The following is a 14,205-nucleotide window of genomic DNA, read 5'->3' as shown; positions in this document are numbered from 1 at the left end:
GTTTTTTATTTACGGGTAAACTGATGGGTAGTCTGAAATCATTTATACCATACTTTTAAAACCGCTTAATGCTTGTTTATAGCCATTTGCCGCGCAAATGAAAGACGAATGCACAAAGGTCTGCGGAAAATTGCCCAGGAGTTGTGTAGTGTTCAAATCAGCTTCTTCCGCAAAGAAGCCCAGGTCATTGCTGAAACCAAGTACGGCATCTAAAATCTGCTTTGACTTTTCCAGATTTCCTGCCAAAGCATAATGGTGTGCTATCCAGCAACTGCCCGCCAGAAAAGCACCTTCCTTTGATGAATCGAATTCCAGAAGGTGGCGGCGATAAAGGTTGCGCTCACAGTAATCACGTTCTATACGTGTGATAGTGGCCACCATAGCGACACTTTTTGCCTCATAGATTCCAAAAGGCGCAAATAAGGCGGCTGTAACGTCAACATCTTCTGACCCGGCATGTACGGCATATGCTCCGTCTGCTGTTTTGCAGTGTTCTTCTATAAAGGTGCGGATCAAAGCTGCATTACGGAGCCATTCGGCAGCTTTAACCGGATCGGTTTGGTAGGGTGCAATCAGTTCAAGTCCGCGTGCGGCAAAGGCCTTACTTGAGGTATAATGTTGTACCTGTTCCTCTTCCCATATACCATTATCTTTCCGCTGCCAGTTTTTGCAGATAAAGTCAGCAATTTTGCTTACAGTGTCCCAATGCGTCACCTGATTAAATTTTTTGTAAATCAGTCCACAGGCAATCAATACGTTGGCCTCCGCATCCAGCTGGTATTGTGTGGCTGCACTATTGCCAATTTGTACCGGCTGACTATCGAAATACCCTTTCAGTGGCAATATGATGGTTTCAGCGGTAAGCTTTTGCTGATCAATACTGTAAAAGCAGGAGATGTGATCCTCCTCATTTTTTTCCATTGCTCCCGATATGAAATTAATGAACTTCTCTTCAAGCTCTCCTGTAGTGATAATCTGCGTAAGCGATGAGGTAATTAATGCAGCATCCCGCATCCATACGTAACGGTAATCGTAATTCCGGGCCCCACCAATCACCTCCGGAAGCGAAGTAGTAGCTGCAGCAATTATGCCACCTGTAGGTTCGTAAACCATTTGCTGTAAAGCACGAAGCGAATAACGCACCTCGTTTTCATAAGGGCCGTGATAGTTGACCAGTGCTTCGACCTCTTCCCAGTGTTTTAACGTATCTTCCAGATAAGCTGGCAGCTCTTCACCCGCAAAAATTTCAGCGCTGCCAAGATATGCCCATCCGCTTTCCCCCCTGGGGATTATAAAGGAAATCATATCATCCTGGATATTTAGCGGGTGACTGCAATGTAAATAAAGCCCGATGTCGGAAATACGGATTACATTATGCCTAATCTTTTGGTATGCAGCTTTTTTGCTGCCATAATTGGGTGCTATTCTAAGATTGCTTTCCACATCACAAGGTGCTTTTGAGAAACTCCTGCATATTCCGCTAACTTTAGTATTCAACGGCATGAAATCGGTCAGCGTAAAGCCCTTTCCATTAATTGCATAGTGCGTTTTGAGTACACTACTCCGGTCCTGATACTGCCTCTGCAGAAAATTTTTACCCTCCGCATTAATCGTCCAGTAGCCTCCTTTTTCGAGGTCAAGTAGTGAAGACATTACTGCTTCGGCATCGAAGCGGTTTGGGCAATACCAGCAGATAGTACCCTCTTTATCCATCAGGGCACAGCTTCGTCTGTCGCTGATGACTGCCAGATCTTTTATTACGTGTTGTTTTAACATTTTTTAACGGCTATCTTATCTGAACAAGCCTGAAGGCCGTTTGTTCTCGAGTGATTTGAAGACATTAAACCCTTTGTCTCTAAAGTGTTTGAGCACAGCTTATTTGCCGAGATCAGTTATTAAGAGAGACAGATTATCAGAGAAAGATATATAAAATAAACAAAACTTATCTCCGTGACAGAGGGTTGTATGATTAGAAACCTACAAAACATATCATGGCAAAAAAAAGTGCTCAGAAAAATACAAGTCCTGCACAGCAGGAAAATGACAAGACTGCAAAGCTGGAGAGTTTTGTGGCCGATTCCAGTGGTCAGTCTATGACTACCAATCATGGTGTCAAAATAAATGACGACCAGAATTCACTCAAAGCAGGGGAGCGTGGTGCAACATTACTTGAAGATTTTATTCTGCGGGAGAAAATCACACATTTCGATCATGAACGAATTCCTGAGCGTATTGTTCACGCCCGTGGTTCTGCCGCACATGGCGTTTTCAAAGTATATGAGGATTTATCAACATTAACCCGTGCAGCTTTTCTGTGTGATCCGGGAGCCGAAACCCCTGTATTTGTGCGTTTCTCTACCGTTGCCGGATCGAGAGGCTCTACCGACCTTGCCCGTGATGTAAGGGGTTTTGCCGTGAAGTTTTATACCCAGGAGGGTAATTTTGATCTGGTTGGAAACAACGTTCCCGTATTTTTTATTCAGGACGCCGTCAAGTTTCCTGATCTGATCCATGCCGTTAAACCCGAGCCCGATAACGAAATGCCTCAGGCCGCCTCGGCGCATGATACCTTTTGGGACTTCATCTCCCAGTTGCCCGAATCGGCACATATGATTATGTGGGCCATGAGCGACCGTGCCTTGCCCAGAAGTTACCGGATGATGGAAGGTTTTGGAGTACATACCTTTCGTTTCGTAAATGCGGAAGGGGTATCGAACTTTGTAAAGTTCCACTGGAAGCCACTTCTGGGTGTACACTCCGTAGCCTGGGATGAGGCACAAAATATTTCAGGGAAAGATCCTGATTTTCACCGTCGCGACTTATGGGATGCGATTGAGGCCGGTGCATTTCCCGAATGGGAGCTTGGTGTTCAGATTATCCCTGAAGCGGATGAGTTCAAATATGATTTCGATATCCTTGATCCAACCAAACTGATTCCTGAAGAGCTTGTGCCTGTACAGCGTGTAGGCAAAATGACCCTTAACCGAAATCCTGACAACTTTTTTGCCGAAACGGAGCAGGTAGCTTTTCATGTTGGACATGTGGTACCGGGAATTGATTTTACCAACGACCCACTTTTACAGGGAAGGTTATTTTCTTATACCGATACACAGCTGATCCGTTTGGGAGGGCCTAACTTTCATGAAATTCCGATCAACCGCCCGGTAGTTCCGGTACACAATAACCAGCGCGACGGGTATATGCGCCAAACCATCAACAGAGGCAAAACCAGCTACGGTCCAAATGCAATTGCTGCGAACGACCCTCAGCAGGTTAGTGCTGCAGACGGTGGGTTTGTGAGTTATAATGAACGTATCGATGCCCGTAAAATCAGGGCTCGTAGCAGAAGTTTTTTCGACCATTTTTCTCAGGCCCGTTTGTTTTTCAACTCACAGAGCGATCCTGAAAAAAATCATATCATAGATGCGCTGAGCTTTGAACTTGGTAAAGTAAAAACGGTTGCTATCCGCGAACGCATGTTAGCCGTATTGGTACAGATCGACAAAGGGTTGGCAGGTGAAGTTGCTCTAGCACTCGGACTGCATATCCCCAAAATCGCCCTTGAAGATCTTAATAATAGTATTCCGGCAGATGGCGAACGCGCGGATTATGCTTCGGCGAATCCTCAGGGTAGTTTAGCAAAATCGGAGGCATTAAGCATGGCTGGAACAATCAAAGACACGATTGCCACGCGAAAAATTGCAATCCTTGCAGCTGATGGCGTAGATGAAGTTTCACTCTCAAAAGTGAAAGATTTTCTGGTTAAAGAAGGTGCTGTGGTACACGTTATTGCACCAAAACTTGGACAGATTATTTCAAAAGGAGATCAGGAGATCGTTCCAGACGAAAGTTTTTTAACAGCTGCATCGGTATTGTACGATGCTGTGTATGTACCCGGGGGAACAAACTCGGTAGCAACAATGGAAGCCGAACCAAATGCAGTGCATTTTCTTAATGAAGCATTTAAGCACTGCAAAGCCATTGCGGCCGATGAAGAAGCCCTGCAGGTTCTGGAATCAACCTACTTTTATAAAAAACTCCCGGCAGAATATACGGTGGAAACAGCGATGAGTGAAGGTATTATCGTTTCTAGCGATACCGCTAAGATGGCGCGTACTTTCAAAGATATGATTGCAAATCACCGTTTTTGGGAACGGGAGAACCCAAGAAAAATCCCTACATAATACCTATGAAAAAGGGGGACGAATTGTCCCTCTTTTTTTATATCTTATTTAAAAATCTGACAGGTTTTTTAAATGACCGATTGCCTGCCTGCCGCTTCTAGTCGCGCAAGGCCGGTCTCATTCCCCTGCATGGCGGCATAGTCGAGTGCAGTTTGTCCGCGCTGGTCCTGTAAATTGATGTCGGCACCGCTTGTTAATAATAATTCAAGTACGTCGTTACGCCCGAACATCGCTGCGAACATCAAAGCAGTACCGCCATTACCATGTTTTAAATTCAGGTTCGCACCACTTTCAATCAGTAAAGCTGCTATATCAGCATAACCTTTAAAGGCAACCCCCATTAGCGCAGTATTTCCGCCATCATCTGCAGCATCGATATCGGCTCCTGCCTTAATTAGAAGCCTTGCAGCTTCAATCTGATTATTGTAGCAGGCAATGATGAGTGGCGTGTAACCTTTCTCATCCCGAAAATTTAAATCTGCATTTCTACGGACAAGTTCCTGTAATACTGCTATTTCTCCCTTGCGCGCAGCAGGAATGAGGAGTAAGTTGATGTTTTCCATGATTATTAGAACCCTGCTTTTCTTTAAAAGTTTTAAAAATTGTGTTGCTCGTCCGTAAGCTGAAGCGGCTGAGTTTATGCTGGGCTTGTCACCAGCTTGTTCACTACACGATTGAGGCTTAAGCCCTGCACCACAATAGAGAATACCACAATACAGAAACAACCCGTTAAAATCATATCCCGGTATGGCGAGGCAGGTAGAGATAAGGCCATGGCCACAGAAATGCCACCCCTTAAGCCACCCCAGGTGAGGATGGTAATGCTGTTATAATCAAGTTTTAAAGATCGCCTTACAATTATTACGGGAAAAACGATGCTAAGTGCCCTCGCAGTTAAAAGGATAAGAATGGCAGCAAGGCCTACCCAAAGGAAAATCAGATCGAATTTCATGACGACCATTTGAAGTCCGATCATCACGAACAGAATGGTATTCAGGAGCTCGTCCATCAGGCCCCATATTTTCTCAAGATAAACGTTATAATCTGTTGTGCCGTGTTTTTCAAGCGAACTGCTACTCAGGAATAATCCTGCAGCAACCACCGCAAGTGGAATAGATACGTGTAACATACCCGCAACTACTGAAATCACCATCACCAGGGTGATGGTAATCAGCAATACGGTTTGAAAGTCGGCTATTCGGCGCATCATTTGAAAAGCCACCCAGCCCAATACCAAACCCAACGCAAGGCCACCAAATACTTCCTGAGCAAACAAAACTGCTGCCTCTGAAAACTCGAAGTTTTTGTCAGGTGTTGAACCTACTTCCAGAAAACTTACAAAAAGTACCAGTCCGATGCCATCATTAAATAGCGATTCTCCGGAAATAATAGTTTCTAGCCTGGGTGGCATTTTTGATTTTTTGAGCAGGGCTGCCACCGCTACAGCATCGGTAGGGGCAATCAAGGCTCCAAAAACCAGACAATAAATAAAAGGTATTTCTATTTTGAAAAGTTCCAGCAAATAGAATAGTCCCCCGGCAAACAAGAGTGTAGATATGATTACGCCCACAGTACTGATAACCAATATACCCCTGATATTTTCGCGCAATTTTTTGATGTCAAAATGCAGTGCACTGGCAAACAACAGAAATCCAAGCATGATATCAAGCAGGGTTTTCGAAAAATCCATGGAATGCGTCAGGTCTTTTACAAATGCTGTGATGCCTGGAAAAATCCGTCCCGTAAAAATGGTGATCAGGGCCGTGGCAATGGCCATGATCATTACCCCAATCACTCCGGGAAGTTTAATGAAACGTGCATTGACAAAACTGAAAATAGCAGATATGGTGAAAAGGGAAGTAATAATTAAAAATAAATCCATGCTCAAGTTAATTTAATGCCAGCTCATCAAGTTTATTGAGCTCTTCTACCAGCTTACGTTTGCCCACCTGTTGACGCCACATGGCATAATATAATCCTTTTTGATCAAGCAACATTTCGTGAGAGCCACTCTCTACAATCTGCCCGTTTTCCATTACGTAAATTCTGTCGGCATGCATAATCGTTGATAAGCGATGTGCGATAATGAGCGTAATGTGGTCTTTCAGCTGTGCCAGCCTATTTACCGTTTTACTGATTTCCTCTTCAGTTAACGAGTCTAACGCTGATGTGGCTTCATCAAAGAGCAAAATATTCGGTTTTCTTAGCAAGGCTCTGGCAATTGATAACCGCTGTTTCTCTCCGCCGGAAACCTTCACACCACTTTCCCCAATCAAGGTGTCTAGTCCGTCTTCAGCCCTGGCAAGCAAGGCTTGACATGCCGCTTTGTTAAGTGCCTCCAGGCATTCCTCATCCGTGGCATGCGGTCTTACAAACCTCAGGTTGTCGCGTATGTTTCCCGAAAAAAGTTGTGTGTCCTGGGTTACAAATCCTATTTTCCTTCGCAGTTCATCAAGTTCAATTTGCTCAGTGTGGGTCCGGTTGTAAAATACATCGCCATCAAAGGGCTTATATAAACCCACAAGCAATTTAATGAGGGTTGTTTTTCCCGAGCCTGAAGGCCCGACAAATGCAACAGTTTCTCCTTCTTCGGCATGAAAAGAGATACCATCAAGGGCATTATTGCTACTGTTCTTATATTTGAAAAAGACATTTTTAAACTCAATATGATTAATGCGTTCCAGTGGTGTTGGAACCTCAGGCGAAGCTTCCACAGGCATGTCCATGATGCGTTTGAAATTACCGAATGAGATCTGTGCCTCACGCCAGGTCAGTGCCATGTGTCCGAATTCCTGCAGTGGTCCGAAAAGAAAATAGGAGTAAAGCAGAAAGCTGAAATACTGGCCGGCGGAAAGCTCCCTGTCGAAAATTAACATCAGCATCACAACGATCATTAAACTCCGCACAATATTTACTGTTGTACCCTGAACGAAGCTTAGCATCCTCAAAATTTTAGTTTTTACAATTTCTAAATTCAGAATTTTATAAGTAGCCGTGTTGAGACGCTCAATTTCCTGGTCGCCCAGTCCATGACTTTTAACCAGTTCAATATTGCGCAGGGATTCTGTGGACCGCCCGGCCAATACCGAAGTTTTAGATATGATTGCCCGGTGTACTACCTTTACCCGTTCTGAAAGTTTCCAGCTCAGATAGGTGATGATCGGAACAGAAGCGATAAATACTAATGTGACCTTATAGCTGATCATGATGGAATATACGGAGACGAAAATGATCCCAAAAAAAGCCATGAAGCTTACGTTGATGGAGGATTTTATAAAGTTCTCAGAATCACTTCTCACTCTTCCGAGCATATCCAGTTTGGCGCCGCTTCTTTGGTCTTCAAATACGTAAAAAGGCATGGCGAGTGAACGTTTCATACCGTCAGCATACATTTCGGCGCCAGTGCGCTGTGCAATGTTGATGGTAAAAAAATCCTGAAAATTATTTGCGATGCGCGAGATAAGTGCCGCCCCAACACCGATACCGGCCAGGGTGAGTATTCCGGAAAAGTATTCTGATCTCGAAAGAAGTTCACGCTTGTTGATAAAATCGTCGACCAGCTTACCCGCTATCAATGGTTCTACCAAAGAAAAACCCTGATTGATGGCCGTCATCAGCAACGCCAGCATCACCATATAGCGGTGTTTTTTTAAATAACTTAAAAGTATTTTCATGGATTTCCGATAAAAAAAATTAAATAGCGGCTCAATAAAGTTCAAAATACTTGGTTACTTTCGAAAAATATTTGGTCGATGGAAAAAGAATGATGTCCATAACCGAATTAACAACATATAAATGGATTCATTGTTTTTCAAATTTTCACATTGAATAATCTGCCGTTATTTACCCGTGTTTATCCGGAAAAGATTAAAATGACAAACCAATAGAGGTACCCGAATGTAGTTATATTAACCTATAAACGAATGTTACCTATGAAAACACAGGAATTTACTGCACTAATTTACAACAATACCGATGCGCTGCATCGCCATGCCATGCGTTTTACCGCCGATAGTGATGATGCAAACGACCTGATTCAGGATACACTGATCAAGGCGTTGCGTTTTTCTCATCAATTCGAAAAGGGTTCCGATTTGAGGGCATGGCTTTTCGTGATTATGAAAAATACTTTCATTAACGATTACCGTAAAAAAACTAAAAGGGCAAGCATCATTACAACTGAAGACACCATTAGTTCAAACCACTTAATGCAAAGTGCTACAAGAAATACGGGCGAACACCAGTTTTTAATGCGTGATATTCAATTGGCTCTATCAAAACTTCCGGACGCGTATCGTGTACCTTTTATCCGGTATTTTGAAGGTTTCAAATACGAAGAAATTGCAACAGAGCTGAATATCCCCCTGGGAACTGTAAAAACCCATATCCATCAAGCCAGGCAGTTATTAAAAAAGCAATTAAAGAATTATAAAGACGATGCTTTTCGCAGCAAGTAAAAACCTGCCTCCTGCATCCACAGCTAAACCGTGATGCTCAAAACCTTAAAAAACTACTACACAGGAACCAGTGGATTGATTCTACCGGTTCCCAATAAAAGCCACTATCCGGAGGCTTATCAGGATAAAACCAGACTGACTTACTATTCGTCATTAAGTAACAGCATAGAAATCAACAGCAGCTTCTATAAAATCCCGAGAGCCGTAACGCTACAGAAGTGGGCATCAGAAGTCCCGGATGATTTTGTCTTTACATTTAAGTTATTCAAAGGAATCACCCACAACGCTGATCTATCCTTCAGCGGCGATGAGTTAGAATTATTTCTTGAAAATATAAACGCAGTAGGGGCTAAAAAGGGCTGTTTGCTCATACAGTTACCACCCAGTATCACCATTAACCAACTCCCTGCTATAGCACATTTACTTTCAGGCATCAAATCCAGCAAAACGTCTATAGGCTGGGAACTGGCATTAGAATGTCGAAATGCCTCACTTTATGATGATCAGCTTAAAGATTTACTGGAGGATTTAAAGGTAACTATGGTCGTGCACGACCGCAGGGGCCTGAACAGTCCGCTGGACTGGAATACCAGCCCAGCGGTGTACCTTCGGTTTCATGGGCCTCAGGGTAACTACAGGGATAGTTATACTGAAGATTTTTTATCTGAATATGCCTGCTATATTACCGAGTGGGTCGGAGAGGGAAAGAAAGTATATGTTTATTTCAATAATACCATGGGCAGTGCCCATGCCAATATGACGACGTTAATGGGCATGGTTCATCAATCTGATTTTACTGCCCTTTAACTTTTAACGAATCCTTCGCTCTTTTTTTGAAGAACCCACGGAGTAAAAAGTTGCTTTGTAATGCTTCTAAATCCTCATCCAGTTTTTTACTGCTTTTATCCAGGTTGAGCATAATGGATCGAACCTGTTTAGCTGTAGCCTCGTCGTTTAGTAATAAACCGGCCGCATTGTCGCTGGTTTTGAGTTTTGCAGAAGCAGCTTCGAGATTGGCCGCCATAGCGCTTGCCGACTGGGTGGTTTGCTGCAAGCTGGCAACTGAACGCTCCAGGCGAGCAAATACGGCTGTATCAGTAAGCAATTTATCCATCAGTCCGTTTCTAGTATTCACCGTTTTACTGAAGGTGCCTAACTGCACAGCAGCCTGCGAGGTAATGGCGGCAGTTTTATTCAGGTTGGCCACCATAGATTTAAAATTCTGGGCCAGTTGTTCATCACTTAAAAGCGCACCAGCAGCTCCTTTACCATCGATCAGGTTGCGCGAAAGCACTTTGAAGTCTGATGTAACATCTACGAGATTTTTATTGTTCACCTGCAAAGTTTTCATAATATCGTCTGTAGAGAGGGAGGTGTTTACCTTAAGCATATCTCCATCTTCAACAAAAGGGAATTTTGGAGTTCCCCCTGTTAGCACAACAATTTTATTCCCGATTAAGCCGTCGGCACCAATACTCGCGCCGGCATCTTTATGGATGTATTTATGTACATCCTCCTCAATGCTCAGCAATACTTTTACCTGAGAGGTACCGTAAAAATCGATTTTTTTGATCGTTCCGATTTTCACACCCGAAAACCACACGTTATTTCCTTTTTTCAATCCTTGTATATCATTGAAAACCACACTAAGGTTAAAACTCTTTACAAAAGTTTTCTTTTGTCCACCCAAGGTAAATATGGCCACCAGGAAGATGAGGATACCTATGGAAATGAATATGCCTACTGTAATTTTTTTTCTGTTATCGTTCATGGTTATCGTATAAAATTGTAATCATAAAATGGTTGAGCCTGCTGATCACCGGCGTTAAAAATATCATCGAAACTACCTTGCCTGTCGAAACGCCTTTCTACCAGCATGGCTACGCGGTTTCCCACTTCCTTGGCGCAGGTTAAATCGTGGGTAATGATAATGGCACTGGTATGGTAGCGTTCCTGCACGTCATTAATCAGTTTGTTAATTTCTTTAGAGGTAATCGGATCAAGACCAGCAGTAGGCTCGTCGTACAGCATAATTTCGGGCTTCAGGATTAATGTACGGGCAATACCAATTCTTTTACGCTGTCCGCCAGAAAGCTCTGAAGGCATCTGGTTAATGGTTTGCGATAAACCCACAGCGTCGAGCATTTCCTCTACCAGGTCGTTTACTGCAGCCCTGGTCATATTCCGTTGGTTTCTCACCAAAGGAAACTCCAGATTTTCCCTCACGGTCATGCTGTCGTAAAGCGCGCTGTTTTGAAAGGAGAACCCAATGCGCAGCCTTAGCTCAAGCAGTTCCTGATAAGAGATTTCATCGATGTGCTGACCAAGTACGCTTACCGTGCCGCTTTCAGGCAGCAGCAATCCGACGATGATCTTAATCAGTACTGATTTACCTGTACCGCTTTTTCCCAGCACCACCAGGTTTTCACCTTTGTACAAATCAAGAGATGCATTTTCCAGCACTTTATAATCTCCGAAAGCTTTGCATAGGTTGTTGATCTCAATTACCTTTTCAGTATGCAGATCAGTTATTGGTTTTGATATCATGCTGATTACGTGTTAAATAAACTGAAAAACTGCACGCAAACTACCTCTTCTATAAAAATAAGAAACATGGCCGTAACCACGGCCGAATTTGCCGCTTTACCCACGCCTTCAGTTCCTTTTGAGGAATGATATCCCTGATAACAACCTACAATGGCAATTGTAAAACCGAAAATAATAGCCTTAATGGTTGATGCGATAATATCAAGAAAGGTGATGTTTTCCAGTGCGCTTTGAAAAAAGGTTGTTGCACTTGTTCCTTCATTAACTGAAACATTTAACAAGGCGCCAAGCATACCAATCATGGCGGTATAAAAGGTAAGTATGGGCATGGTGATGGTTGCCGCTAATACACGCGTAACCACCAGAAATTTAAAAGGGTTGGTTGCACTCACCTCCATGGCGTCAATCTGTTCACTTACCTTCATTGACCCCAGTTCAGCACCAATACTGGAGCCTACCTTACCGGCGGCTATTAGCCCTGTTAATAAGGGAGCAAGGGTACGAAGCAAAGCAATTCCCACCAAAGAGGGCAGCCAGGAGGTAGCACCGAATTCAGATAGGGAGGGACGTGATTGTTTGGTGAAAACCAAACCTGTAATGAAACCAGTGGTTGATATTAATAGCGCAGAACGATAACCAATTTCATAACACTGACGCATGAGCTCCTTGAACTCATATGGTGGAATAAAAACTTCTTTAAAAAACCGGCCAATAAAACCAAATACCTCATATAATGTGATAAACCAGCGACCAAATGCACCTATGGGTTTAGGCACATTGTTATTGTTCTCTTTTTCTATGGCCATATTACCGCATTTTTTTTCTCATGTTAACAATACACGGAAATCGGGAAATTGTTTGCTGCCAGGTTAGTTATTGAGTACACTGCTAACCTTTAGTTTGGAGAAGTGCCGGCACTTAGTAAAGTTGTCCCTTTTCCAGAATGGAAATGGTATTGGATAGATTCTGAATGGTCTTATCTTTTAAATCGAGTGCTTTGTTTTTTTCAGTGAGCAACACTTTCAGTCGCCTGATCTCCTCGGAAGATTTTCTTTTTTCTTCGTGAGAGAGATCACGGAATACCGCACCTGTTTGATAATAAGCCAAAAAGTTATGCTTCAGTGCCTCACTAATATTCACCAGCAACTCTATGTCCAAGCTTTTACTGTTGATGATGTCTTGTATTTTTGATTTGCTGATGGCTAGTTGCTCTGATAGGGTGACGATGGTCATTCCTTTCTGTTTCATTTCTTTCCAAATCATCAGTCCGATATGTACGCTCATGCCTGCTTTTTCATTTAATTCGTTGAATTTACTCAAATGTTTTTCGCTTTGTTGAATCTTGTTGTTAATGATAAACAGTCTAATTACAGTATAGGACTATAAAAAATCATAACTGTCAGACTGTCAGATTAGTAGGGGCTTGATGCGGGCTTGACAGGGGATTGATAGGGGGTTAGTAGGGGCAATTCCCTGCCAACCTACTGTCAAACCACTGTCAAGCCCCTGTCGATTAACATCGCATGTGCTGCAGAAGTCCCCTAATAAAAACACCACTTCTCATCCGAAAAGTGGTGTGCTATTGTCCCCGTGTTAATGAAGACTACCAAGGTAATTTAAAGATTAAACTAAATGTATAGCCCTTTATTGCCATGCCTTTCCGGATGTTGCCAGGCTATCGCTGGTGATTTCTTTTGCATTTACCTGATCGAATTTGCTTTACTTTAGCGGCACCAAAGCTATTTTGTTTACCATTGAGCTATTTACAGGTGCCCCCATGGTCTTCAGCATCCGGAAATGCGACTGAAGAGCTGACATAAAAGTTTGATTTTCATTATACGCAATATTGTAATCCTTTGCAGTCTGACGAACAATTTGCGAAATATGCCGGTAGTGTACATGTGATATTTTTGGAAACAAATGATGCTCGATCTGCATATTGAGTCCGCCAAGAAAGAATGATGCCACTGAACTGTTGGTGGAGAAGTTGGCAGTTGTACGCATCTGGTGTTCTGCCCATGCCTCTTCCATGTTGCCCGTAGCATCCGGCAGTGGGAATGCAGTCAGCTCCACCACATGTGCAAGTTGAAAAACCAAACCCATGGTAATACCCTGCCCCAAGTGAAGTAAGATAAAACCGATTACGACCTGCCACCGGGCTATGTCCATAAGTATGATAGGGAGCGCAATAAATAGAAAATAATATAACGCCTTGAAGAAAAACAAATTAAAATATTCTATCCCGGGATGGATATTCTCACGGGCTCCAATTCGTTTTTGGAAAAACTTTTTATAATCTTTTCTGAATACCCATGATAATGAAGCGAGGCCATACAGTGGAAAAGCATACCATTGCTGGAAACGCTGATGGGGGTGAAGGGCTTCTTCATTACAAATCCGAATCAGTCCCGGGGCGATATCAATGTCTTCATCGTGACCGGAAATATTGGTATAGGTATGATGTACGATATTGTGTGTGATATTCCATACATAAGGATTGGCACCGACCAGATGAAAGATCATACTTAAAGCCGAGTTTACTTTTTTGCTGGAAGAGAAAGAACCGTGAATGGCGTCGTGACAGATATTGAAACCAATAAAAGCACATACAATTCCCAGCAGGATAGCCAGTAAAGCCAAAGTAAGGAGGTTGGCACCAGAAAAGATGACAGCGAAATAGATCGCGAAGAAAAGCGAGATAAAAAGGGTTCCTTTGAGCCACATTTGCCGGTTCGCGTGAATACTTATTGCTCTTTCGGCAAAATCAAGGTTTACGCGCTTTCGTAGCTCAGCATAGAAATTCTCCGCCTTTGGCGAAGGAAATTTTGTTTTTGTTTTCATGTTCTCGTGTTCCCCCTCATGTACAAGGGCGATACTCCGAGTTCATTAAGCTTTTATGCTGTAAATTATAGTGTTGCAAATATATACACTTATTATATAGTTTGTTGATTTATTGTAAAGGCCAAAGAAGATAACTGCATCCGATCCCTCTATTCTCAGAAATGGCACTAAAGTTT

General features: G+C 43.0%; 12 protein-coding genes. 3 read left to right on the top strand and 9 right to left on the bottom strand.

What is annotated here, in order from left to right:
* Window positions 1-42: 42 nt before the first annotated feature.
* Window positions 43-1,776: a glycoside hydrolase family 15 protein gene (locus R2Q80_RS15780; protein WP_316800524.1), complete on the bottom strand. Its 1,734-nt coding sequence runs from the start codon at window positions 1,774-1,776 to the stop codon at window positions 43-45.
* 215 nt (window positions 1,777-1,991) lie between these two features.
* Here R2Q80_RS15780 and R2Q80_RS15775 point away from each other — a divergent pair, with 215 nt between their 5' ends.
* Window positions 1,992-4,184 carry a catalase gene (locus R2Q80_RS15775; RefSeq protein ID WP_316800523.1) on the top strand — a complete coding sequence of 731 codons (2,193 nt, stop codon included), beginning with the start codon at window positions 1,992-1,994 and terminating at the stop codon, window positions 4,182-4,184.
* A gap of 68 nt (window positions 4,185-4,252) precedes the next feature.
* On the opposite strand, the gene R2Q80_RS15770 is transcribed toward R2Q80_RS15775, so the two are convergent.
* The 3 genes from R2Q80_RS15770 to R2Q80_RS15760 form a co-directional block, all read right to left on the bottom strand.
* Window positions 4,253-4,747 carry an ankyrin repeat domain-containing protein gene (locus tag R2Q80_RS15770; protein ID WP_410478749.1) on the bottom strand — a complete coding sequence of 165 codons (495 nt, stop codon included), beginning with the start codon at window positions 4,745-4,747 and terminating at the stop codon, window positions 4,253-4,255.
* Between the two features lie 74 nt (window positions 4,748-4,821).
* On the bottom strand, window positions 4,822-6,066 hold the full coding sequence (locus R2Q80_RS15765) for a sodium:proton antiporter (RefSeq protein WP_316800521.1): 1,245 nt from the start codon (window positions 6,064-6,066) through the stop codon (window positions 4,822-4,824).
* A gap of 7 nt (window positions 6,067-6,073) precedes the next feature.
* On the bottom strand, window positions 6,074-7,858 hold the full coding sequence (locus R2Q80_RS15760) for an ABC transporter ATP-binding protein (protein WP_316800520.1): 1,785 nt from the start codon (window positions 7,856-7,858) through the stop codon (window positions 6,074-6,076).
* Between the two features lie 258 nt (window positions 7,859-8,116).
* On the opposite strand from R2Q80_RS15760, the gene R2Q80_RS15755 reads away from it, so the two are divergent.
* Window positions 8,117-8,641, top strand: coding sequence for an RNA polymerase sigma factor (locus R2Q80_RS15755; RefSeq protein WP_316800519.1), 525 nt, complete (start codon window positions 8,117-8,119; stop codon window positions 8,639-8,641).
* A 33-nt stretch (window positions 8,642-8,674) separates the two neighbouring features.
* Window positions 8,675-9,448, top strand: coding sequence for a DUF72 domain-containing protein (locus tag R2Q80_RS15750; RefSeq protein WP_316800518.1), 774 nt, complete (start codon window positions 8,675-8,677; stop codon window positions 9,446-9,448).
* Here R2Q80_RS15750 and R2Q80_RS15745 read toward each other — a convergent pair.
* The 5 genes from R2Q80_RS15745 to R2Q80_RS15725 all read right to left on the bottom strand — a co-directional run bounded on the left by R2Q80_RS15745 (window position 9,435) and on the right by R2Q80_RS15725 (window position 14,029).
* A complete protein-coding gene (locus R2Q80_RS15745; protein ID WP_316800517.1) occupies window positions 9,435-10,412 on the bottom strand; it encodes an MlaD family protein in 978 nt (325 codons plus the stop codon). The genes R2Q80_RS15750 and R2Q80_RS15745 overlap by 14 nt on opposite strands.
* A gap of 2 nt (window positions 10,413-10,414) precedes the next feature.
* Window positions 10,415-11,188, bottom strand: coding sequence for an ABC transporter ATP-binding protein (locus tag R2Q80_RS15740; RefSeq protein WP_316800516.1), 774 nt, complete (start codon window positions 11,186-11,188; stop codon window positions 10,415-10,417).
* A 5-nt stretch (window positions 11,189-11,193) separates the two neighbouring features.
* The gene (locus R2Q80_RS15735; RefSeq protein ID WP_316800515.1) at window positions 11,194-11,994 is read right to left on the bottom strand and encodes an ABC transporter permease; all 801 of its coding nucleotides are present in this window, start codon (window positions 11,992-11,994) and stop codon (window positions 11,194-11,196) included.
* Between the two features lie 112 nt (window positions 11,995-12,106).
* Complete coding sequence (locus R2Q80_RS15730; protein ID WP_316800514.1) at window positions 12,107-12,508, bottom strand: helix-turn-helix domain-containing protein; 402 nt, start codon at window positions 12,506-12,508, stop codon at window positions 12,107-12,109.
* A gap of 399 nt (window positions 12,509-12,907) precedes the next feature.
* Entirely contained in the window at window positions 12,908-14,029 is a 1,122-nt protein-coding gene (locus R2Q80_RS15725; protein ID WP_316800513.1) for an acyl-CoA desaturase, read from the bottom strand.
* Between the last annotated feature and the right edge of the window lie 176 nt (window positions 14,030-14,205).

It is taken from the genome of Pedobacter frigidisoli (assembly GCF_032678525.1).
GTDB classification, from domain to species: domain Bacteria; phylum Bacteroidota; class Bacteroidia; order Sphingobacteriales; family Sphingobacteriaceae; genus Pedobacter; species Pedobacter frigidisoli_A.
The sequence above is the reverse complement of the archived record's forward strand: the minus strand, read 5'-3'. Positions and strand labels throughout refer to the sequence as shown.

Coding starts and splice junctions, on each gene's coding strand:
- R2Q80_RS15735 (WP_316800515.1), bottom strand. CDS start 11,994: ATGGCCATAGAAAAAGAGAACAATAACAATGTGCCTAAACCCATAGGT.
- R2Q80_RS15780 (WP_316800524.1), bottom strand. CDS start 1,776: ATGTTAAAACAACACGTAATAAAAGATCTGGCAGTCATCAGCGACAGA.
- R2Q80_RS15745 (WP_316800517.1), bottom strand. CDS start 10,412: ATGAACGATAACAGAAAAAAAATTACAGTAGGCATATTCATTTCCATA.
- R2Q80_RS15765 (WP_316800521.1), bottom strand. CDS start 6,066: ATGGATTTATTTTTAATTATTACTTCCCTTTTCACCATATCTGCTATT.
- R2Q80_RS15770 (WP_410478749.1), bottom strand. CDS start 4,747: ATGGAAAACATCAACTTACTCCTCATTCCTGCTGCGCGCAAGGGAGAA.
- R2Q80_RS15750 (WP_316800518.1), top strand. CDS start 8,675: ATGCTCAAAACCTTAAAAAACTACTACACAGGAACCAGTGGATTGATT.
- R2Q80_RS15725 (WP_316800513.1), bottom strand. CDS start 14,029: ATGAAAACAAAAACAAAATTTCCTTCGCCAAAGGCGGAGAATTTCTAT.
- R2Q80_RS15775 (WP_316800523.1), top strand. CDS start 1,992: ATGGCAAAAAAAAGTGCTCAGAAAAATACAAGTCCTGCACAGCAGGAA.
- R2Q80_RS15740 (WP_316800516.1), bottom strand. CDS start 11,188: ATGATATCAAAACCAATAACTGATCTGCATACTGAAAAGGTAATTGAG.
- R2Q80_RS15755 (WP_316800519.1), top strand. CDS start 8,117: ATGAAAACACAGGAATTTACTGCACTAATTTACAACAATACCGATGCG.
- R2Q80_RS15760 (WP_316800520.1), bottom strand. CDS start 7,858: ATGAAAATACTTTTAAGTTATTTAAAAAAACACCGCTATATGGTGATG.